This window comes from Streptomyces jumonjinensis (assembly GCF_009600885.1).
Lineage (GTDB): Bacteria > Actinomycetota > Actinomycetes > Streptomycetales > Streptomycetaceae > Streptomyces > Streptomyces jumonjinensis.
In genome coordinates this window covers 35,197-55,700 of sequence record NZ_VCLA01000086.1, presented here as the reverse complement: position 1 = coordinate 55,700, position 20,504 = coordinate 35,197, and the positions used below count along the sequence as shown (strand labels likewise).

Sequence of the window (20,504 nt, the reverse complement as noted above, 5' to 3'; positions counted from 1 at the left end):
CAGAGGTACGACATTGCGGCCTGTGTTAGCTACCACCTGCGGAGATCGCCCCCGCCGCCCCCGCCGCCCCCGCCGCCCCTGCCGCCTCTGCCACCCCCCAGCCTTCTCAGAAGGCGTCCTTCGGCACATACGTCCCCCACACCTCACGGAGCGCGTCACAGACCTCGCCGACGGTGGCCCGCGCCCGCAGCGCCTCCTTCATCGGCACAAGGATGTTCCACGTCCCCCCGGCGGCCTCGCGCACCGCGTGGAGTGCCGTGTCCACGGCGCTCCGGTCCCGCCCGGCGCGCAGCGCGGCCAGCCGCTCGGCCTGCCGGGCCTCGATCGCCGGGTCGACGCGCAGCGGCTCGTACGGCTCCTCCTGGTCCAGCGTGAAGCGGTTGACGCCCACGACGACCCGCTCTCCGCTGTCGGTCTCCCGGGCGATCCGGTACGCGCTGCGCTCGATCTCGCTCTTCTGGAAGCCGTGCTCGACGGCGCCGACCGCGCCGCCCAGCTCCTCGACCCGGCGCATCAGCGCGACGGTCTCCTCCTCCACATCGTCCGTCAGCCGCTCGACGGCGTACGAGCCCGCGAAGGGGTCGACGGTGGCGGTCACATCGGTCTCGTACGCCAGCACCTGCTGGGTCCGCAGCGCCAGCCGGGCGGCCTTGGCCGTGGGGAGGGCGATGGCCTCGTCGAAGGAGTTGGTGTGCAGCGACTGGGTGCCGCCGAGGACGGCCGCCAGCCCCTGGACCGCGACCCGTACGAGATTGACCTCGGGCTGCTGGGCGGTCAGCTGCACTCCCGCCGTCTGGGTGTGGAAGCGCAGCATCAGCGACCTGGGGTCCCGGGCCCCGAACTCCTCCCGCATCACCCGCGCCCAGATCCGGCGGGCGGCCCGGAATTTGGCGACCTCCTCCAGGATCGTGGTGCGGGCGACGAAGAAGAACGAGAGCCGGGGCGCGAAATCGTCCACCGCCATGCCCGCCGCGAGCGCCGTACGGACGTACTCGACGCCGTTGGCGAGAGTGAAGGCGATCTCCTGCGCGGGCGTCGCCCCGGCTTCCGCCATGTGGTAGCCGGAGATGGAAATGGTGTTCCACCGGGGGATTTCGGTTCGGCAGTACCGGAAGACGTCCGAGATCAGCCGCAGTGACGGCTTCGGCGGAAAGATATAGGTGCCACGGGCGATGTACTCCTTGAGGATGTCGTTCTGCACGGTTCCGGTGAGCCGGTCGGCCGGAATGCCCTGCTCGTCGCCGATGAGCTGATAGAGCAGCAACAGCAGCGCGGCAGGAGCGTTGATCGTCATCGAGGTGGAGACCTGGTCCAGGGGGATTCCGTCGAGCAGCACGCGCATATCGTCGATGGAGTCGATCGCCACTCCCACCTTGCCGACCTCGCCGTGCGCGATGGGGGCGTCCGAGTCATGGCCCATCTGGGTCGGCAGATCGAATGCGACCGAGAGGCCCTTGGCGCCCTGGGCGATCAGCTGCCGGTAGCGGGCGTTGGACTCGGCGGCGGTGCCGAAACCGGCGTACTGCCGCATGGTCCACGGACGGCCGGTGTACATCGTCGGGTAGACGCCGCGGGTGAACGGGTACGAGCCCGGATCGCCCAGTTTCTCCGCGGGGTCCCAGCCTTTCTGCGTATCCGGACCGTATACCGGTTCGATAGGACGTCCGGACTCGGACTGGCGTGTCACTATCTGCCTCCCCTGTATCCGCTTCGGGACTTCTTCTCCATAATGCTCGGGATTACGCAACCGGACCGGGCGGAATTCCCTCTTCAGAGGTGGAACGGAATCCAGGGGGATGAGATGCCACGCACCATCGCCGTACGCGGAACACTCGCCATGCTGGCCGTGCTCGCCATGGTCACCGGCTGCACCGCCCAGGCGGCCGACCGGCCGGACGGGCGCGACGACTCACGGCCGGGCGGCTCATCGGCCGTTTCCTCCCCGGCTCCGGCACCAGCGGCGTCGCCCACACCGGAGCCGGCGGACGAACCAGGACGAGAGCCGGGACACGAGCCGAAGGCGGCCCCGGAGCCGAAGAAACCGCCCGAGTCCAGCGCACCCCCGGCCGACGTGCTGATGAGCCAGGGATCGCAGGGCGCCAAGGTCCGCGAGCTTCAGGCCAGACTCGCCCAGATCGGCTGGTTCGACGGTGCCCCGACCGGTTTCTACGGACAGGTCACCGTCGCCGCCGTACGGGGTTTCCAGGGCAAGCGGGGGCTGCCCGCGACGGGGAAGACGGACACCGTGACCTGGCGGCGGCTGCTCGCGATGACCACCGAGCCGACCGCCGGCGAACTGAACGGCGAGGCCGTGCGGAAACCGGCCGCCAAGCTCGACGCACGCTGTCTGACCGGCCGGGTGATGTGCGTCAGCAAGACGACCCGGACCCTGTCCTGGGTGGTGGACGGCACGGTCCGCGCCACCATGGACGTCCGCTTCGGCTCGGAGTACACGCCGACCCGGGAGGGCTCCTTCAGCGTCTTTCTGACATCACGGCACCATGTCTCGACGCTGTACGACACACCGATGCCGTACGCGATGTTCTTCAGCGGCGGCCAGGCGGTGCACTACTCGTCGGACTTCGCGGCCCGTGGCTACAACGGCGCGTCCCACGGCTGCGTCAATGTGCGGGACCGGGCGGCGATCGCCGCGCTGTTCGCGGAGGTCCGCAAGGGGGACAAGGTCGTCGTCCACTGGTGAGTACGCGCGACGGCCGGGACGGCGGAAGGGTGGGCCGGGACGGCGGGAAGAGGTGGCGCGGGCGGAACCGGGGGAACGTGCCCCGCCCGCGCCAGTGCGCCCAGCCGTAGGTACGGGGGGAACCCCGGCTTCTGGCGCCGCCGATGACCAGTCGGCTCACTCACTACTGCGCCACATGCCTCAGAAACGTCACACCGGGCCGTACGCAGGGGAAGAACTGCTGGTCAGCGGGGTGGAGATCGGTCCGGGCCGCTGACTGCCTCTGCCTCCGCCCTGCCCCTGTTCCTGCCCCTGTTCCTGCTCCTGTTCCTCGTTCTTGCCTTCGCCCCGGCCCTTGTCCTTCCCCTTGCCATGACCCTTGCCCTTCCCCTTGCCATGGCCTTTGCCGTTCCCCTGGCCCTTGCCCTTGCCCTCTCCCCCACTGCCGCCCGCGCCACCCCCATAGCCGGACTTATCGGGCTTATCAACCTTCTCGGGTCGGCGCTGCTCCCCGTCGAGCACCTGATCGCAGAAGCGCTCGACCCGGTGGGGACCCTTCGCGATCTTCTCCAGCCATCTCTCGCGCACCCGCCCGATGGTTCCGTCCCGGTGGTCACGGCAGGCGTCGGCCAGTGCCCGGTGCCGCTCATGCCCGTTGCCGCCCCGGCGCTCCCCGGGCACCGGATCCGGACCGCCGCCCGGCCTCCGGTCCCCTTCCCGGGAAACGGTGGCGGAGCCGGAGGGCCCGGTCACGGCGCTGGAGGGAGTTGAGGGAGTTGTCGACGGGGCGTCCGGGCCGTCCGCCGACGGGGACGCCCCGGGCTTCGCTCCCCCAGCGGTCCCGGGCGGCGGGGACTTCGCGATCCGGGCCCTGGGCGACTCGGTGGCCGGCTGCCCCGGCTGCCCGGCCCCGGAGACCGAGGAACCCGCCGGGGACTCGTCGAAAGGAGAGGGCAGCAGCCCAGCGCCCGCCGCCACCGCCACCCCGCCGAACGCGAACCCGGCCACGGCGGCGACCACCCCGAACCGCACCGGTCCGAGCAGCCGCGAGGAGAGCGCGGGGCGCGGCGGCGGAGCCAGCCGTACGATCCCCAGCTGGGCGTCCTCCACCGACCGCGGACCGCCTGCCGCGCCACCGGCCGGGACGGCGTCCGCCCGCGCCTCCCGGAAGGCCGCCAGCGCACGGGCCTCACCGGGCATCTCACCGCCGTCGGAGTGGCCGGGGCCGGGGAGTCGCGGTCCGCGCACCGTGCGCAGCGCCTGGTTCAGTCGTACGGCCTGGGTACGGGCTTCGCCTTCCGGCGGTTCGACCGGTTCACCGCGCAACAACCGCTCCGCCGTGCCCTCGTCAAGCCACTCGTACCGCTTGTCGGCCATCACATGTCCTTCTGCGTCCGCAGCCGAATATGCGTCACACCGGCCGGCGCGGCGGCACCCGGTCGTGGCACGCGCTGCGGAGGCAAGCCGTTCAGATCCGCGCCGCGGTCGGCGGAACCGGCGTCCGCGCCGTCCCCTTCGGCACCGTCCGCACCGTACGCCCTCCCGGCCGGATCCGGGTACTCCGCTCGCCCCGGACCGCCGTCCGGGTACTCCAGACTCTCCGCGCCCAGCAGTTCGGCCAGCCGTTTGAGCCCGCGGTGCGCCGCGGTGCGTACGGCTCCGGGGCGCTTGCCGAGGGTTCTGGCGGCGCTCTTCGCGTCGAGGCCGACCACGACGCGCAGCACCACCGCCTCGGCCTGGTCCTGCGGGAGCTGGGCGATGAGCGCCATGGTGCTGCCGGTGGAGAGGGACTCCATCGCCTCGTCGGCGGTGTCCGACTCCGCGGGCCGTCCGGTGAGTTCGCTCTCGTCGCCGCCGACCGCGGGGCGGCGGCCTCTCATCCGCAGATGATCGAGGGCCCGGTTCCGGGCTATTCGGGCGGCCCAGCCCCGGAAGCGGTCGGCGTCACCGCTGAACCGGTCCAGATCGCGGGCGATCTGGAGCCATGCCTCGGATGTCACATCCTCGGCGTCCGGGTCCCCGACGAGAGTCCGTACATAGCCGAGCAGCCGCGGATGCACCGCGCGGTACACAGTACGGAAGGCACACTCGTCCCCGCCCTGCGCCGCGAGCACCGCGGCGGTCAGCTCCGCGTCGTCCCCCAGCACTACCTCAACCTGTTCCGAATCGCAGCTGGTCACCACTGCCCGCGCCACCAGGGCGCGAGCTCAGCACGCTACGGCGTTCCCAGGGCCGCGTCCATAAGTTGTACAACTTGCAACAATATGCCGAATCAGCAGGGTGTGACAGAAAACGCCGACCCGGCGCTGAATGAAGTACGGGGACGCGACGCGACCCCGGCGGACGGCGATCGGGGCCTCTCCTGTGGGGGGTGGCGGCCCCGGTCGTCCTTCCATCTGCCACGACATGTACCCGCTAAAACCCGTGAGGCTCACCGAGATCACGGCGGGTTCAGCTCTGGACACGAGCCCGTCGCGAGACGACGGCGCGCAGCACCCGCTGGCCCTCGGTCGACACCGTCAGCACCTGGCGCAGCCCGGAGCCGCCGTCCCCGGCGGCGAGGATCTCCAGCACTCTCAGCTGCCGGCGCAGTTCCCCGGTGACCAGCGGACCGGCTCCGGCGGGGGGCTCTCCCTCACGGCATCCCTTGAGGACCTCGACGACATCGGCGGCCTCCGGCTCCCCGCCGCCGGGGCCCGCGTCGAAGCGGTGATGCAGTTCGAGCGCGGCGACGGAGCAGTCGTCGGCCCACTCGCGCAGCGGGCCCGCCGCCCAGACGGCGGGCGCGGCGTCGAGCATCTGCCGTACGAGCGAGGAGGCCGCGGCCCGTACGGTTCCGTGACCGCGCCCCGCCCCTTGACCCCGTACGGTTCCGTCCCCGCGCCCCGCCCTTTGATCCCGTACGGTTCCGTCCCCGTACCCCGCCTTCTGGTCCTTCACGGTTCCGGTCCGGCCGCCGACTTCCATCCGTACGGCCTCGGAGTCCTCGGAGTCCGCCATCGCCTCCCTGGCCACGGCGAGCGAGCCGGGCCAGCTCTCCGCTCCTCTGGCCAGCCCCGCCCAGAGCGGACGCAGCGCGCCGGCCTCGGACGAGAGCAGCGGCAGGCAGCGTTCCAGACAGGCGAGCCCGCTCGCGGCGAGCCCCCGCTCATCCGCTTCCGCGATCAATTCCCTCAGACACTTCGACGCCATGGACGCCTCCCCTCCCGGACGCGCCTCGCGGATCTGGACCTGACCAGCCCCGCAGGCCCGTTCAGCGGCGCGGTTTTCGGGCCGCTTGGCGCAAAGTACCCCCTTCCGCGCTCCCGCCGCCATGGGTTGTGCGGAGCTGAGCGGTCTTGCCGCTCCCCCTTCGATATCCATCAACTAAGCGCTTCTCATACACATTTACACCACACATCTGTTACATTCTGCCCACCTGCCACTCGGTTCACGGAGCGCGTAGCCGTTCCCGATCCGGGGTGGCGGGCAGCGGCGGTGTGAGCCCGCACGCCCCCGAGCGGACTCACACCGCGACGCTCGGCCCGATGCGCACCACGGACCACGCGCCGCGGACCACGCACCAAGGACCCTGCGCGCACCACGGACCCTGCGCGCACCACGGCCCCCGCACGCACCACGGCCCGGCCGGCTCAGCCGCTGACCTTTCCCGCCAGGGTGCGGAAGTCCTGCCAGCTCCGGGTGGGCGTACGCGGATCCCAGACCTTCTGCGCGGTCGCCGCCAGCGGCAGCGCGATGCCCTGGGCGATCTGCTCCTGGGTCTGCGCCTGCGAGAGATCGCACCAGATGGCGAATCTGCCGCCCAGGATCTGGCCGGAGTACTTCTCCGGAACCGGCTGGGTGCCGCGCAGCACCAGCGGGGTCCACTGCTCATAGATCCGCTGACCGGTCGGATAGTGGAACTCATTGGGCTCGCCGAGCACGTAGTAGAGGTACTCGTCGTTGACGTTCACCACCGGCCGGCCCTCCTCCAGATACTCCACGGGGGGCCGCGCCCCGATCTCCTTGCCGGTCCAGTACTCGACCTGGATGTCCTTGTCGACGGAGACCTGGCCGCCCCGGAAGAAGCCGTCGTTCCAGGCCATGAGCTTCCGGCCGAGGGGGCGCAGCACCGCCCCCCGGTCGTTCACCCAGGCGGTCGCCAGATCCTGGATGCGGCCCTGGGGCCCGTACTCCTGACGGGCGAGAGCGGCGAGAGCGGGGAAGGACGCCTCCGGGTTCTGCCGGGTCAGCGCCTGGTACTCGTCCCCGCCCAGATGCCAGTACGCGCCCTTGAACAGCCCGGCGTACTCCTTCAGCAGCTCGTCCACCAGCCGCGCGGAGGCGGGGTTGCCGATGTCGATGGCCCCGCGCACGGGGCTGCCCGCCGCGTCCTTCAGCTGGAGCTGGGGGTTCTTGGCCAGCACCGCGCCCAGATGGCCCGGTGAGTCGAGTTCGGGGATGACCGTGATGTGCAGCGAGTCGGCGAGTTCGAGGATCCGCCGGACCTCGGCCTTGGTCAGATGCTCGCGGGAGACGATGTCCGGGTGGGTGTCCGACGCGATACGGAACCCCTGGTCGTCGGAGAAGTGCAGGCCCAGCTGGTTGAGCTTGAGGTCGGCCATCTCGCGGAGCCGGTCCTCTATCCAGCCCGCGGTGAAGTACTTGCGGGCGATGTCGACCATCAGTCCGCGCTGCGGCCGGTCGGGAGCGTCGCGTACGACCCCTTCGGGCATCGCCCCGCCGGAGCGGACGGCCTGTTTGAGGGTGCGGGTGCCGTAGAACACCCCGGCCTCGGCGGGGCCGGATATCCGCACCCGGCGGTCGGCGGTGACGACCGTGTACGACTCCGGGCCGCCGGCCTCGGGGGTGGCTGAGGGAGCAGCGGACGGGGTGGCGGGGGACCCGCTGAGGGCCAGCTCCACATCGCCCGGGCGGGCCGCGGCCGTCCCCCGGTAGGCGATCTTCAGCTCCCCGGCGAGGAGCCTGCCCTCGTCGGCGAGCTCCTCGCTGCCCTTGGCGACCACGACTCCGGCCCCGGGCTCCGGCCGCCAGCCCGGCCCGCGGGCGGGCTCATGGGTCCGTACCGCGGGAATGACGGCGGGGGCCGAGGAGAGAGGGTACGTCTGCGAGGGCGTGGGGCTCGCGGAGGTCGCCGCCGCCTCGCGCCCGGGTTCCCCCGATTCACCGGTTCCCGACCCGACCGAACCGCCCGGCCCGCCGTTGGAGCAGCTGCTCAGCGCCAGGGAGAGCGTGACGGAGAGTGCGATGGCGAGCGTCGTGGCACCGACAGGGTTACGCCCGGATTGCCGTATCACTCGGATACCTCCCTAAATGTTCGAAAAATCCAGCGAGTACCCCCAAGATCCCCCAGGCCGTCGCTCACATAAAGCGAAACCCTCCCGTTCGGGTGAAAATCGCGCATTCATCGGACAGCTCTTCGCACACATCGATAGCGTTATGGCTCATCCGTCTCCCCCTTCCCAGCGGTTCCGCTGTTCTGTTCGAGGAGCCCACGCTGTCCAGCGAATCCCACGCCGGCCTCCCGAAGCGACCGCCGTCACTCCACCACACCGCGGGCGTCCCCGCCCCTTCAGCGGTGGCGCACCGGACCCACCCGCACCCCCGTCCCCCGGCGCAGCGCGGCGACACGCCCGGACCGGACCGGCGGGCGGCGCTCGGCGACACACCTGGACCGGACCAGCGAGCGGCGCTCGGCGACGCGCCCGAAGCGGACCGGCGCAGACCACTCGGCAACGCGCCCGAAGCGGACCAGCGCAGACCACTCGACGACACACCCGAAGCAGACCAGCGCAGACCACTCGACGACACACCCGAAGCAGACCAGCGCAGACCACTCGACGACGCACCTGGACTGGACCAGCGCAGGCCGCCCGGTGCCCCGCCCGTACCGGACCAGCGGCAGCCGCCCCGTGACACGCCCGGGCTGGCGCACTTCAACGCCGCCGACCAGCGGGCGGCCGTCGCCACCCTGCTGACCTGCTGCCGGAGCCGCCGCTGGGCGCGGCTGGTGGCGGAGCACCGCCCCTACCCCGATCTCGACGCGCTGCTCGCCGCCGGGGACGAGGCCAGCTTCGACCTCACCCCCGCCGACCTCAGCGAGGCGCTCGCCGGGGAGCCGTCGATCCGCGCCCGCCCGGACGCGCGCCCCTGGGCGCGTATCGCGCTCACCGCCGCACATGAGAAGTACCAGCGGACCTTCCACCACGGCTTCGTGATCGCGCTGGACGACCGCGAGCCCACCGAGCATCTCAACCGGGTCCTGGCCGACATCCACCGCCGCCTCTCGAACGAGCCGGAGCGGGAGCGCGAGATCGCCGCCGAGGAGCTGCGCGGACTCGCCCGTTCCAGGCTGGCGCGGCTGATCGCGGATCCCGTGGGACGGGCTCCTTCCGAGTCTTTCCGATAGCCCGTCCGTGGCTGTTTGATTGCCTGTTTGATCACACCTGAGGACCCCGGGCGAACGAACCGACAAGTCGTCGCTACGATGGCCGGGGCCGGTGGACCGTACCCGGCCGGGCCAGACCGACAAACCAAGCCGGCAGGCCCTAGTCCCCGCTTTCGGAGGGTTCTTCCGTGCCGGCTGGAACGCTGTACCGCGGCCGGGAAGGAATGTGGTCCTGGGTGGCTCATCGAGTCACCGGCGTCCTCATCTTCTTCTTCCTGTTCGTCCATGTCCTGGACACCGCACTTGTCCGCGTCTCTCCCGAGGACTACGACAAGGTCGTAGCCGTCTACAAGACGCCCATCGTCGCGTTGCTGGAGTACGGCCTTGTCGCGGCCGTCCTGTTCCACGCGCTCAACGGCCTGCGAGTGATCGCCGTGGACTTCTGGTCCAAGGGCCCCCGCTACCAGAAGCAGATGCTCTGGTCCGTCATGGGCATCTGGATCGTGCTGATGGCAGGCGCGCTCTACCCCGTCCTCGGTCACGCCGCACGCGAACTCTTCGGGAGCTGAGGCCGGATATGTCTACTGACACCTCTTCCGCCATCGGGCCCGTCGAGGGCGATGCCGTCGTCTACGACGTGGACAACCCCGCCCCGCTGATCGAGGCCCCTCGCAAGCGCACGGGCAAGACCCCGCGCGCCACCCGGGGCAATTTCGAGATGGCCGCCTGGCTGTTCATGCGCCTGTCCGGCGTGGTCCTGGTCGTCCTGGTCATCGGCCATCTGCTGATCCAGCTGGTGCTGGACGGCGGCGTCTCCAAGATCGGCTTCGCCTTCGTCGCGGGCCGCTGGGCGTCCCCGTTCTGGCAGGTCTGGGATCTGCTGATGCTCTGGCTCGCCATGCTGCACGGCGCGAACGGCCTCCGCACGGTCATCAACGACTACGCCGAGCGCCCGAACACGCGACTGTGGCTCAAGGGCCTGCTGTACACCGCCACGGTGTTCACCATCCTGCTGGGCACGCTGGTGATCTTCACCTTCGACCCGAACATCCGCTAAAGCCGGGGCTGACGAACCAATGAAGATCCACAAGTACGACACCGTCATCGTCGGCGCCGGCGGCGCGGGCATGCGCGCGGCCATCGAAGCCACCAAGCGCAGCCGTACCGCCGTACTGACGAAGCTCTACCCCACCCGCTCCCACACGGGCGCGGCGCAGGGCGGCATGGCCGCCGCGCTCGCCAATGTGGAGGAGGACAACTGGGAGTGGCACACCTTCGACACGGTCAAGGGCGGTGACTACCTGGTCGACCAGGACGCCGCCGAGATCCTGGCGAAGGAGGCCATCGACGCGGTCCTCGACCTGGAGAAGATGGGCCTGCCGTTCAACCGGACCCCGAACGGCACCATCGACCAGCGCCGGTTCGGCGGGCACTCCCGCAACCACGGCGAGGCCCCGGTCCGCCGCTCCTGCTACGCCGCCGACCGTACCGGTCATATGATCCTCCAGACGCTGTATCAGAACTGCGTCAAGGAGGGCGTGGAGTTCTTCAACGAGTTCTACGTCCTGGACCAGCTGATCACCGAGGTCGACGGCGTCAAGATGTCGGCGGGCGTGGTCGCGTACGAGCTGGCCACCGGCGAGATCCATGTCTTCCAGGCGAAGTCGGTCATCTACGCCTCCGGCGGCACCGGCAAGTTCTTCAAGGTGACCTCCAACGCGCACACCCTCACCGGCGACGGCCAGGCGGCCTGCTACCGGCGCGGGCTGCCGCTGGAGGACATGGAGTTCTTCCAGTTCCACCCGACGGGCATCTGGCGCATGGGCATCCTGCTCACGGAGGGCGCTCGCGGTGAGGGCGGCATCCTGCGCAACAAGGACGGCGAGCGCTTCATGGAGAAGTACGCGCCGGTCATGAAGGACCTCGCCTCGCGTGACGTGGTCTCGCGCTCCATCTACACGGAGATCCGCGAGGGCCGTGGCTGCGGTCCCGAGGGCGACCACGTCTATCTGGACCTCACCCACCTTCCGCCGGAGCAGCTGGACGCCAAGCTCCCGGACATCACCGAGTTCGCGCGTACGTACCTGGGCATCGAGCCGTACACGGACCCGATCCCGATCCAGCCGACGGCGCACTACGCGATGGGCGGCATCCCGACCAATGTCGAGGGTGAGGTCCTCCTGGACAACACCACCGTGGTCCCGGGTCTGTACGCGGCCGGCGAGGTCGCCTGTGTGTCGGTGCACGGCGCCAACCGTCTGGGCACCAACTCGCTGCTCGACATCAACGTCTTCGGCAAGCGCTCCGGCATCGCCGCCGCCGAGTACGCCGTGAAGAGCGACTACGTCGACCTTCCGGAGGACCCGGCCTCGCTGGTCGTGGACCAGGTGGAGCGGCTGCGGAACTCCACGGGCAGCGAGCGGGTCGCGGAGATCCGCCGTGAGCTCCAGGAGACGATGGACGCCAACGTCATGGTGTTCCGGACCGAGCAGACCATCAAGACGGCCGTCGAGAAGATCGCCGAGCTGCGCGAGCGCTACCGGAACGTGTCCATCCAGGACAAGGGGAAGCGCTTCAACACGGATCTGCTGGAGGCCATCGAGCTGGGCAATCTGCTCGATCTGGCCGAGGTGATGGCCGTGTCGGCGCTGGCCCGCAAGGAGTCGCGCGGCGGTCACTACCGCGAGGACTACCCGAACCGCGACGACGTCAACTTCATGCGCCACACCATGGCGTACCGCGAGGTCGGCGACGACGGCTCCGAGACCGTCCGTCTCGACTACAAGCCGGTCGTCCAGACCCGCTACCAGCCGATGGAGCGTAAGTACTGATGGCTACCCCTGTCATGGACAAGGCCGAGGCGGAGGCCGCCGCCTCGCCCTACATCACGGTCACCTTCCGCATCCGGCGCTTCAACCCGGAGCTGTCGGAGCACGCGGTCTGGGAAGACTTCCCGATCGAGATCGACCCGAAGGAGCGGGTGCTCGACGGTCTCCACAAAATCAAGTGGGACCTCGACGGCACCCTGACCTTCCGCCGCTCGTGCGCGCACGGCATCTGCGGCTCGGACGCGATGCGGATCAACGGCAAGAACAGGCTCGCCTGCAAGACCCTGATCAAGGACATCAACCCGGAGAAGCCGATCACGGTCGAGGCCATCAAGGGCCTGACGGTCCTCAAGGACCTGGTCGTGGACATGGAGCCGTTCTTCCAGGCATACCGGGACGTGATGCCCTTCCTGGTCACCAAGGGCAACGAGCCCACCCGCGAGCGCCTCCAGTCCGCCGAGGCCCGCGAGCGCTTCGACGACACCACCAAGTGCATCCTGTGCGCGGCGTGCACCACGTCGTGCCCGGTGTTCTGGAACGACGGCCAGTACTTCGGCCCGGCGGCGATCGTCAACGCCCACCGCTTCATCTTCGACAGCCGCGACGAGGCGGGCGAGCAGCGCCTGGAGATCCTGAACGACAAGGACGGCGTGTGGCGCTGCCGCACGACGTTCAACTGCACGGACGCATGCCCCCGCGGCATCGAGGTCACGAAGGCCATCCAGGAAGTCAAGCGCGCCCTGATCACGCGCCGCTTCTGATCGTCCTGCCGGCTGTATGTGGAGGGGCCCCGATCCGGGTGGGATCGGGGCCCTTCGGCATGGTGGCCGTCTCTTCCGGGTTCGTCGCTCTCAGCCGAACCGACCGCCGGTTCAGAGCGGAGGGACGAGAACAGTCACGAATCCGGGGATCTCCGTCTGCTCCACATAGATGCGCACACGACATGGCCCTGGTGACAGCCCAATCGTCACAAAATTATCCCCCGGTACATCCCTGACCCTGAGTCGACCATGCTGGAAATTCAGAGTCCCGTCAAAGAACTCCACCAGACCATCCGGCTTTCCCTCACCCTCTAGAACCTCAACCGAAACAAGGCCGTCCATTGCGTGCACCACACCTACGGACACAGATCTAGCAGGGTCGGGTTCCACGGGCTCGCCAGATGGACCGATCTCTGCACTGAGAGGCCTGTCTGCATCCTCGACGAATACCATCCCATTGGAGGCCGCGAACTCCACGGCCGCAAGCTTCTCGTTCACATTCACTCCTCAGGAATTCCACGAGATCGCGAAAGGTTTGGGACTCCACCGTCAGCCGGCATGTGCCCCACGAGCCCTCCCTGACGGTTGGAGCAGGGCCCGCAGTGCGGGTACAGCCGCTGCGACGCCCCAGGGCGAACAAACCTGGAGACCGGCTGATGATCCGGAGTCCAGTTTGGACGCCCCGGCGAGGACGCCCCGCAGCTATGGCAGCCAAACCAGTCTCCGATCCGATTGATCTCATCCTTCTCGGCTTTCGTGAAGCGCTGCGACTGAGATCGTGCAGGTATCGATTCAGCTGCATACGGTCCAGGCCGAGTGAGGTCGTAGGCAGGAGTAGAACCACAATCTGCATTGTGAACGAGGATCGGTGTCGCGCCTGCCAGCACATAGTACGTGTGAATATCCGCGACGGTCAGGTTGTAGACCCTCGCCTGCTGCGTCCAGCGCTTGACCGCGGTGATCTGGACGCGGGTGCCGCCGCCGGTCTGGAGGAGTTGGCCGGCCTGGAGGTCGGTCGCGTCGATCCAGGCGCTCAACTCCGGGACCCAGAACGGGTGGGCGTCCGTGGCGGTGATCGAGGTGGCGCGCTTGCCGTCGGAACCGTCGAGGTCGAGGGTGATCCTCACCAGGTCCTTGGAACCGTTGCTGGTGATCTCCGCCGTGACGGCCTTGGCCGCCGTCTCACCGGTTTCGGGATCGGTCGCCAGGACCTTCTCGCCGACCTTGACGTCCTCGATCGGCTTCTTCGTGCCATCCGCCATCAGGACCTTGGTGCCGGGCGTAAAGCTGCTGGCTGAACCGCAGGGACTGCCCTTCGACTTGCCGCCGGGGCGTGCTGCCCGGCCCATGCCGACACCGAAGAACATGCTCTGGGCAAAGAACTTCGCGAAAATCTGAGCCTTTCCTCCCGGGCAGACGCCGGTCTCATGACAGGCCCTCATCTGAAGCCCGGACAGATCCTTTTCATAGGAAGGCAGCTCGGGATCCGGACCGTTGTACCAGAGCTTTCGCTCTATCGCATCCTTGCGGATGAACTTGATATATTTCTTCGCCCCCGGGTAATCCGCAGCTATGCTCAGGCCCGGATAAATGGAGACATATTTTTTGTTCACCTGAGAAGGAGGAGCATGCCTGGCCCGCCAGTCGTCCCACGCCTTATTCATGGCATCGTGGGAATTCATCCCCTTGTCTCTGTTTATCTGATAGTAAACAGCCCGCAGTTCACCGTTGGTCGCTTTCCCGCTGCTCGGCTCGTACATATACGCCAGCCCCGACGGATCGCTCTTGCTGATCGGGCTGTTGTTGCTGTACGCGTACCCGTTCATCTGGAGTGGGTCGCCGATGTCGATCAGTGGGTCCGCCGAGATGAAACGGCCTGCGGTCTGGTCGTATTCGCGGGCTCCGATATGGGTCAGGCCGGTGGAGTCGTCGATGCCCACGCCGAGGTAACCGCGCTTGTTGGGCCACTGGGCGGGCTTGGTGCCGCGGAGTTCGCCGAAGGGCTTGTAGGCGCGGCGGGTGACGGACTGGCCGCTGTGGACCTCGACGGCGGTGTTGGCCGTGCCCAGATGGTCGGCGAGCATCACATTGCGCTTGTGGCCGCTGGTGGCCCCGTTCTCGGCCGTGCGGACGACCGTGGGCGCGCCGGGCTGGCCGTAGGAGCGGGAGGCCCGGACGATCACGCCCTTGGCGTCGGTCGTCAGCTCGGTTTCGCCCAGATAGAGCGTGGAGCCGGACGGTGAGTTCTCCAGGACGCGGTTGCCCTCGGCGTCATAGACGTAGGTGATCCTGACGCCGTTCTCGGTGACCGTGTCGACCCTGTTCTCGGCGGTCCAGGTCAGTGTCTGGTCCCGGTCGGCGCCGGGGAAGTCCCGGGTCTCGGTGTTACCCGTGGCGTCGTAGCCGTAGCTGCTCTCGCGGCCCGCCGGGGTGGAGGCGACGGAAGTCAGCGTGTGGGGCTGGACGGTGGCCGTGGGGTTGGTGCCGTTGCCCGCCTGTTTGCCGTAGGCGTAGGTGTACTTCGCGGTGTTCGCGGAGTCGGCCGGGTCGTGCTCGGTCATCGTGGCGCGGTTGCCGAGCCAGTCGTAGGTGAAGGACTGGCGGTAGGACGCGGCGCCGGTGGAGACCGTTCCGGCGAAGGGCGCGTTCGCGGCCAGGCCCGCCGTCAGGGAGGGGTCCGGGGCGGTGGCGTCCGTCTGGGCGTCGGGGGCGGCGGCCACCGGGCCGCCGGAGGGGGCCGCGTCGCTGCGATGGCCCCAGACCGTTCCGTTCGCCGACTTGCAGCCGGTGCCGTTCTGGGCCGGGGCGATGCTGGACGTCCAGGCATGGGCCAGCTCGCCCATCACGTCATAGGTGAAGCACTGGTTGTCCCAGGTGGACCCGGCGGCGTCGGTGAGCCTGCGGGCGCTGGAGGAGATCAGGCCGGCCGTGTCGTAGGAGTAGTAACTGTCGGAGATCCGGTGCGGGCCCGAGGTCTCCCGGTCCACGACGGAGCGCTGAAGGCTGCCGGAGTGCTGGTCGATGAAGTTGGTGGTCCACACCCGGTAGGGCTGGGCGCCCGAGACTGACCGCAGGACCTCGCCGAAGGGCGAGTAGGTGATGTCGGTGGTGTACCAGGCATGGCCGGAGGTGGTCTCGGCCAGGCCGTCCTCGTTGTAGCGGGTGATGACCTTCTCGGCCTGGAGGCCGCCCTTGGCGGGCAGGGTGACGCTCTCCGGCTTGCCCGTCGAGGTGTAGCCGTACCCGTACTTGTACGTGCCGGAGACGCCCTTGGTGATCGAGCTGTCGGGGATCACGGTCTCGCGGCCGGTGGGCCGGTAGTCCGTGTCGTAGCCGGTGACCCGGTTGACGTAGGAGCCGGACGCGGTGTTCCGGATGGTGGCGACGGGCTTGCCCACCGCGCCGGACAGCGAGTCGTAGGTGTACTCCTTGACCGGCTTGGTCGCGTCCCCCTCGCGTACCGAGGTGACCCGGCCGAGCAGGTCGTACGCCGTGTGGATCGTCTGAAGACGGCCGTTGGTCACCTCGACGGGCCGGTCGGCCGAGTCGTACCGGGTCGTCGAGGTTCCGGTGTCGGGGTCCCGGGTCTCGTACACCAAGCCGCGGGCGTTGTGCTTGTACGACCAGACGCTGCCCGCCGGGGCGTTGACCTCGTCGCGGTTGCCGCGCTTGTCGTAGCCGTAGGTCGTGGTGCGCGAACCGCTCCGGTCAGTGCTGGTGTAGTGCTCGACCGACGTGACCCGGCCCAGGGCGTCCGTCTCGGTGCGGATCGCCGGAGTGGACTCGCCGGGCGGGTCGACCGTGGTGTGGGTGTCCCCGTAGCTGGTACGGGTCTCGAACCTGGCGCTCCGGCCGTGGTTGGTGATCTGGCGGACCGGCCGTTCGAGGCCGTCGTACTGGGTCGTGGTCGAGCGCGGCACCTGCGTCGGCGAGCGCACCTCGAACAGCTCGGGCACGGGGTCGCCCTGCGCCAGATAGCCGCTGGTCTGCTTCGCCACCAGGCCGTGGTCGTTGTAGGTGGTGTCCGTGACGATCCGGCCGGGGCCATGGGCCTCGGCCTGGGTCTGGACCAGCCGCCCCAGACCGTCGTAGAGCGAGACCTGGCTGCTGTAGGAGCCGTCGTCCTTGAGGGTTCTGGTGGTGACGGCCGGCGGACGGGTCTCGTCCTCGGTGGCGATGGCGGGCTGGTAGCGGATCTCGACGACCGCCGACTTCCCGGCGCGCGACGGGGTCCAGCCCTTCACCAGCCGTCCGAGGGCGTCGTACTCGGACCGCGTCACCCGGCCGTTGGCGTCGGTGACCGTGAGCGGCAGGCTCCGGCCCGGGTCGTAGGTCGTCGTCGAGGTGTGCCCGAGCGGGTTGATCATCTTGGTGGAGGTGAGCGGGCCGCCCGCGTCACCCGGCGTGTACTGGGTCTCCGTGGTCCCGCCCCCGGGCTGGGTGACCTTGCGGACCCGGCCGAGCGGGTCGTACGACGTGGTGGTCTCGACCGTGTAGCGCGTCCCGTCGCCGTCGGTCTCGGTCAGGCTGGTGACGAGGCCCTTGTCGGGATCGGCGCCGTACCCCTGTCCGTCGTAACCGATCCGTTCGGCCTCGATGACCTCGGTCGCCGCATCGGCGCGGTCCCGGCCCGCGCAGCTCGTGGCGGTGGTGCGCCTCTCCTTGGGCAGGCCGATCAGCCAGCGCGAGGTGTTGTGGACATAGGAGGCCTCGACGCACTTGTGATCGGAGAGCTCGGTGCCGGTGCCGGTGGGTTTGACCACGGCGCTCTCGACGGTGAGCGGCAGCCCGTAGACGGGGTCGACCGTGGTGACCGTGCGCACCGCCCGCCAGCCGGTGCCCACCGTCTGGATGGCATCGGTCCGCTCGATGCCCGTGCGGTGGGCCAGCAGCGAGCTGGGATCGGCCCCTTCCTCGACCTCCCGCACGCGCTTCGCGGTCTGCCGGGACCAGGGGCGGTTGAGGGTCCGCTTGAGCACCCGGCCGCCGGTGCCGTCGTAGGTGATGGTCTCGGCCGGGGTTCCCGCGTACTGCGGCGCGTCGTCGGCGACCAGCACCTCGGTGCCGGTGGAGTCCATCACCTCGCCGCCCGTTCCCCGGAAGTAGCGGCTGACGGAGTACGACTGGGGCTGCGGGCTGCCTTCCCCCGTGGTGACCTTGCTGCCCTTGGTGACGGAGCCCCGCCGGTAGCCGCGCCAGTCGCTGTGGGTCCGCAGGGAGGAGCGGGTGAACTCGTCCTCGCTCTTGGCCCAGGCGGGCGCGGAGTAACCGTATGACGTTCTGACGGGAGTGCCGTGGGTAGTGACCTTGTCGGTCTCGGTGACGGAGTCGACGACGTACTTGTTGAACCACGCCTTGGCCGGCTTCTTGTCGTCGCCGTCCGGCGACCAGCGGACCGGATAGCAGGTGGTGTTGTCCTTCCCCTGATCCGTGGCCGGTTCCACCGCGCAGCCGCCGGTGTACTCCACTTCGATGTCGCCGCCGTGCTCGGTGGCGACGGCGCCGATGCGGGGGCGGGTGAAGGCGGGGCGCGGGTCGTTCGCGTTACGCGGCACCAGATTCGGCAGCTGCCGGTCCCTGAGGCGCTTCCTCAGCGGGGACTGGGAGCCCACGGTGTAGTGGGCGAAGCTGACGCCGTCCGCGTGCTGGAGGGTGCCGGTGGTGTCACCCGGTCCGTAGCCGGTACGGGTGATGGCGTTCAGCCAGAGGCCGGGAGAGGTGTCGTACCACTTCGAGGGGAAGGACTGGTGGAGCTTGTACGAGTCCACCTTCTGGAGGGCGGTGGAGCCGGGCCGCTGCGCCTCGGTGACGATCTCCGAGAGCCGCATCCGGGTCCAGAAGGAGGGGAACGACGAGCACAGCTTCGAGGTGGCCTTGCAGTTGAGGCTGCCGGGGGTGTCCCACCAGGGCCGGTACGCGCCCGGGTCGGCGGTCTTGTCGAAGTTGGCGCCGTCGCAGGCAGTGCCCTTGGCCAGACAGCGCTGGGCGGAGACGAGATCGACCCGCGCGGACGGCTTGGTGAGATCGGACGCCCGCATGCCGTACTCGATCAGATCCGGGTAGGCGGCACGGTCGTACTTCTCGGGCGTCTTGTGCTTCTTCCGCACCGCGTAATAGTTGGACGCCTGGCGCCAGTCGATCACCATGGCGTTGTCGTGGACGTCCACCACCTTGTCCAGGCCCCAGCGCCATGCCTGCTGCTTGCCCGCTCCACAGCGGGAGTCGGCGAAGGACGGCTCGTAGCAGGGCTCGCCGGGGTGATTGCCGAAGACGGGGACAGTCGAGACGGAGTCCGTGTCGGCACGGCCCCCGCCGACCTTGTTGAGACCGTAGTAGTGCTTGGCACCGTCTGGTGTGGTGACGATCCAGTGCTCGCCGTTGTCATCGGCGTTGGTGCCGCCGGTCTTCAGCTCGACCCGGGTGCCGTCGTCCTGCTGCGGGCGGAACAGCTTGGTGCCGGCCGGGACGGTGGCATCGGTGTCCTGCACCAGTTCGACGGTCCTCCCCCGGAGGGACATCACGGCGTTGTCCGAGACCCAGCACAGGTCGGACGTCTTGTCCTTCTTGGCCGTGTTGTTGGGAGTGCGGGAGCCGAGCGTCTTGTGGTCGTCCTCGCAGGAGCGGTAGCGGCGCTCGATATGGCCGGGGTCGTAGCTCCAGCCCTCGCCGATCCAGGACGCCTGCGGGGAGGTGACCGCCGTGCGCCCGTCCACGGTCTGGGAGTTGTAGGCGAAGGAGACCTCCGGGGCGGGCCCGGCCGGCGGAGCCGGAACGGTCAGCGGATACGCCCAGGTGAACGCGCCCGATGAGCCGCCCGCCGCCCAGGTGCCGGAGGAGACGAGCGGGGTCGCCTTGAACGAACCGCCCGCTCCGGCACCGGAGTCGACCGCGCCGAGCACCGCGCTGCCTCCGGCGGCGGCAGCCGCGGCGCGTGCGGCGGGCCCTTCCTCCCGGAGCGTGGCGCCGGCCGGGGTCGCCGTGCCGTCGGCGGCCGGGTCGACCGTGGCGGTGATGGTCTCCGTCGCGGTGTCGTTGACCGTCTCCAGTTCCTCGTACGCCTGGCACGCCTCGTCGTCGGGCGTGGTCAGATAGCAGTCCGGGAACTGGACGAAACGGAGCCGGGAGCCCCAGTCGGCTCCATAGAGGTTCTTGAACTCGGCGTAGTCCAGGGTGACCGAGAGCGGCCCCGCGTCGGCGGTGGGCGCGTCCACCGAGATCACGGCCCCGTCCACGCCCTGGCCCACGGGCAGGGCGCGGTCATGGACGCGGGCGGTCCAGGTGCCGGTGGGCGCGGGAAGCCCCTCGGCCTGGCCGAGTCTCACCGGCAGGGTGCCCACCGGTGCCGCGGCCGGCTGACCGTCCGCGCCCGCGGCGCGGGACGCGGCCGGGCTTCCCGAGGCGGGACTTCCCGAGGCAGGGAAGGTGATCTGCCCGGAGGCGGGTGCGGGCGGGGTGGCCGTTCCCGCGGGGGGCCGTTCCTGGTCGTCGGGTATGTCGACCTTCAGGCTGCGGAGATGTCTTTCGAGGGTCTGCCCGGAGACCGGTCGCTCACGGCTGAGGCTCTCCAGGTCGAGCGTCTCCCGCCCGGTCTCCGCCGCGGTGGGGCTGGGCGGCAGCGCCAGTGCCGTCGTCGGCAGCAGGCTCACCAGCAGGGCCGTGCCGACGCCGGTGACGACTGACTGGCGGACACGGGCGGAGCGAGCAGACAGAAGTCGACCGAGCACGGCGAGGTCCCCCGACCAGTCAGTGCGGGACCGGGCGGACCACGCGTGATGGCGTATCAGATGACGGAGATTCTGTGACCAGTCCGTGAAGCTACGCCAGAGTAGGGGCGCGCTCTGTGATGA

13 protein-coding genes are annotated in these 20,504 nt (G+C 69.4%); 6 read left to right on the top strand and 7 right to left on the bottom strand.

Going from position 1 to position 20,504, the window contains the following annotated elements:
* Nucleotides 1-106 precede the first annotated feature (106 nt).
* Nucleotides 107-1,687, bottom strand: a complete 1,581-nt coding sequence (locus FF041_RS10550) for an acyl-CoA mutase large subunit family protein (RefSeq protein WP_323391592.1) — start codon at nucleotides 1,685-1,687, stop codon at nucleotides 107-109.
* A 114-nt stretch (nucleotides 1,688-1,801) separates the two neighbouring features.
* Between FF041_RS10550 and FF041_RS10545 the strand changes: the two genes are divergently transcribed.
* Nucleotides 1,802-2,701 carry a L,D-transpeptidase family protein gene (locus FF041_RS10545; protein WP_153522348.1) on the top strand — a complete coding sequence of 300 codons (900 nt, stop codon included), beginning with the start codon at nucleotides 1,802-1,804 and terminating at the stop codon, nucleotides 2,699-2,701.
* A 189-nt stretch (nucleotides 2,702-2,890) separates the two neighbouring features.
* On the opposite strand, the gene FF041_RS10540 is transcribed toward FF041_RS10545, so the two are convergent.
* The 4 genes from FF041_RS10540 to FF041_RS10525 all read right to left on the bottom strand — a co-directional run bounded on the left by FF041_RS10540 (nucleotide 2,891) and on the right by FF041_RS10525 (nucleotide 7,977).
* On the bottom strand, nucleotides 2,891-4,057 hold the full coding sequence (locus FF041_RS10540; protein WP_153522346.1) for a hypothetical protein: 1,167 nt from the start codon (nucleotides 4,055-4,057) through the stop codon (nucleotides 2,891-2,893).
* Nucleotides 4,057-4,827 carry an RNA polymerase sigma factor gene (locus FF041_RS10535; protein WP_323391589.1) on the bottom strand — a complete coding sequence of 257 codons (771 nt, stop codon included), beginning with the start codon at nucleotides 4,825-4,827 and terminating at the stop codon, nucleotides 4,057-4,059. Before FF041_RS10535 ends, FF041_RS10540 begins: the two co-directional genes overlap by 1 nt.
* Before the next feature lie 304 nt (nucleotides 4,828-5,131).
* The gene (locus FF041_RS10530) at nucleotides 5,132-5,872 is read right to left on the bottom strand and encodes a hypothetical protein (RefSeq protein ID WP_153522341.1); all 741 of its coding nucleotides are present in this window, start codon (nucleotides 5,870-5,872) and stop codon (nucleotides 5,132-5,134) included.
* 440 nt (nucleotides 5,873-6,312) lie between these two features.
* Nucleotides 6,313-7,977, bottom strand: a complete 1,665-nt coding sequence (locus FF041_RS10525; RefSeq protein ID WP_323391588.1) for a beta-N-acetylhexosaminidase — start codon at nucleotides 7,975-7,977, stop codon at nucleotides 6,313-6,315.
* Nucleotides 7,978-8,258: 281 nt separating this feature from the next.
* Between FF041_RS10525 and FF041_RS40315 the strand changes: the two genes are divergently transcribed.
* The 5 genes from FF041_RS40315 (at nucleotide 8,259) to FF041_RS10500 (ending at nucleotide 12,657) form a co-directional block, all read left to right on the top strand.
* Nucleotides 8,259-9,089: a 2-oxo-4-hydroxy-4-carboxy-5-ureidoimidazoline decarboxylase gene (locus FF041_RS40315; protein WP_323391587.1), complete on the top strand. Its 831-nt coding sequence runs from the start codon at nucleotides 8,259-8,261 to the stop codon at nucleotides 9,087-9,089.
* Between the two features lie 167 nt (nucleotides 9,090-9,256).
* The gene (sdhC, locus tag FF041_RS10515; protein WP_323391586.1) at nucleotides 9,257-9,637 is read left to right on the top strand and encodes a succinate dehydrogenase, cytochrome b556 subunit; all 381 of its coding nucleotides are present in this window, start codon (nucleotides 9,257-9,259) and stop codon (nucleotides 9,635-9,637) included.
* 8 nt (nucleotides 9,638-9,645) lie between these two features.
* Nucleotides 9,646-10,125, top strand: coding sequence for a succinate dehydrogenase hydrophobic membrane anchor subunit (locus FF041_RS10510; RefSeq protein WP_153484343.1), 480 nt, complete (start codon nucleotides 9,646-9,648; stop codon nucleotides 10,123-10,125).
* Between the two features lie 19 nt (nucleotides 10,126-10,144).
* Nucleotides 10,145-11,899 (top strand): succinate dehydrogenase flavoprotein subunit, encoded by a 1,755-nt coding sequence (gene sdhA / locus FF041_RS10505; protein ID WP_153522339.1) that lies wholly within the window; start codon nucleotides 10,145-10,147, stop codon nucleotides 11,897-11,899.
* Nucleotides 11,899-12,657: a succinate dehydrogenase iron-sulfur subunit gene (locus FF041_RS10500; protein ID WP_153522337.1), complete on the top strand. Its 759-nt coding sequence runs from the start codon at nucleotides 11,899-11,901 to the stop codon at nucleotides 12,655-12,657. The genes sdhA and FF041_RS10500 overlap by 1 nt, the downstream gene beginning before the upstream one ends.
* A gap of 111 nt (nucleotides 12,658-12,768) precedes the next feature.
* On the opposite strand, the gene FF041_RS10495 is transcribed toward FF041_RS10500, so the two are convergent.
* Both FF041_RS10495 and FF041_RS10490 read right to left on the bottom strand, forming a co-directional pair.
* Entirely contained in the window at nucleotides 12,769-13,155 is a 387-nt protein-coding gene (locus FF041_RS10495) for a hypothetical protein (RefSeq protein ID WP_153522335.1), read from the bottom strand.
* 2 nt (nucleotides 13,156-13,157) lie between these two features.
* Entirely contained in the window at nucleotides 13,158-20,381 is a 7,224-nt protein-coding gene (locus tag FF041_RS10490; RefSeq protein WP_323391585.1) for a polymorphic toxin-type HINT domain-containing protein, read from the bottom strand.
* Between the last annotated feature and the right edge of the window lie 123 nt (nucleotides 20,382-20,504).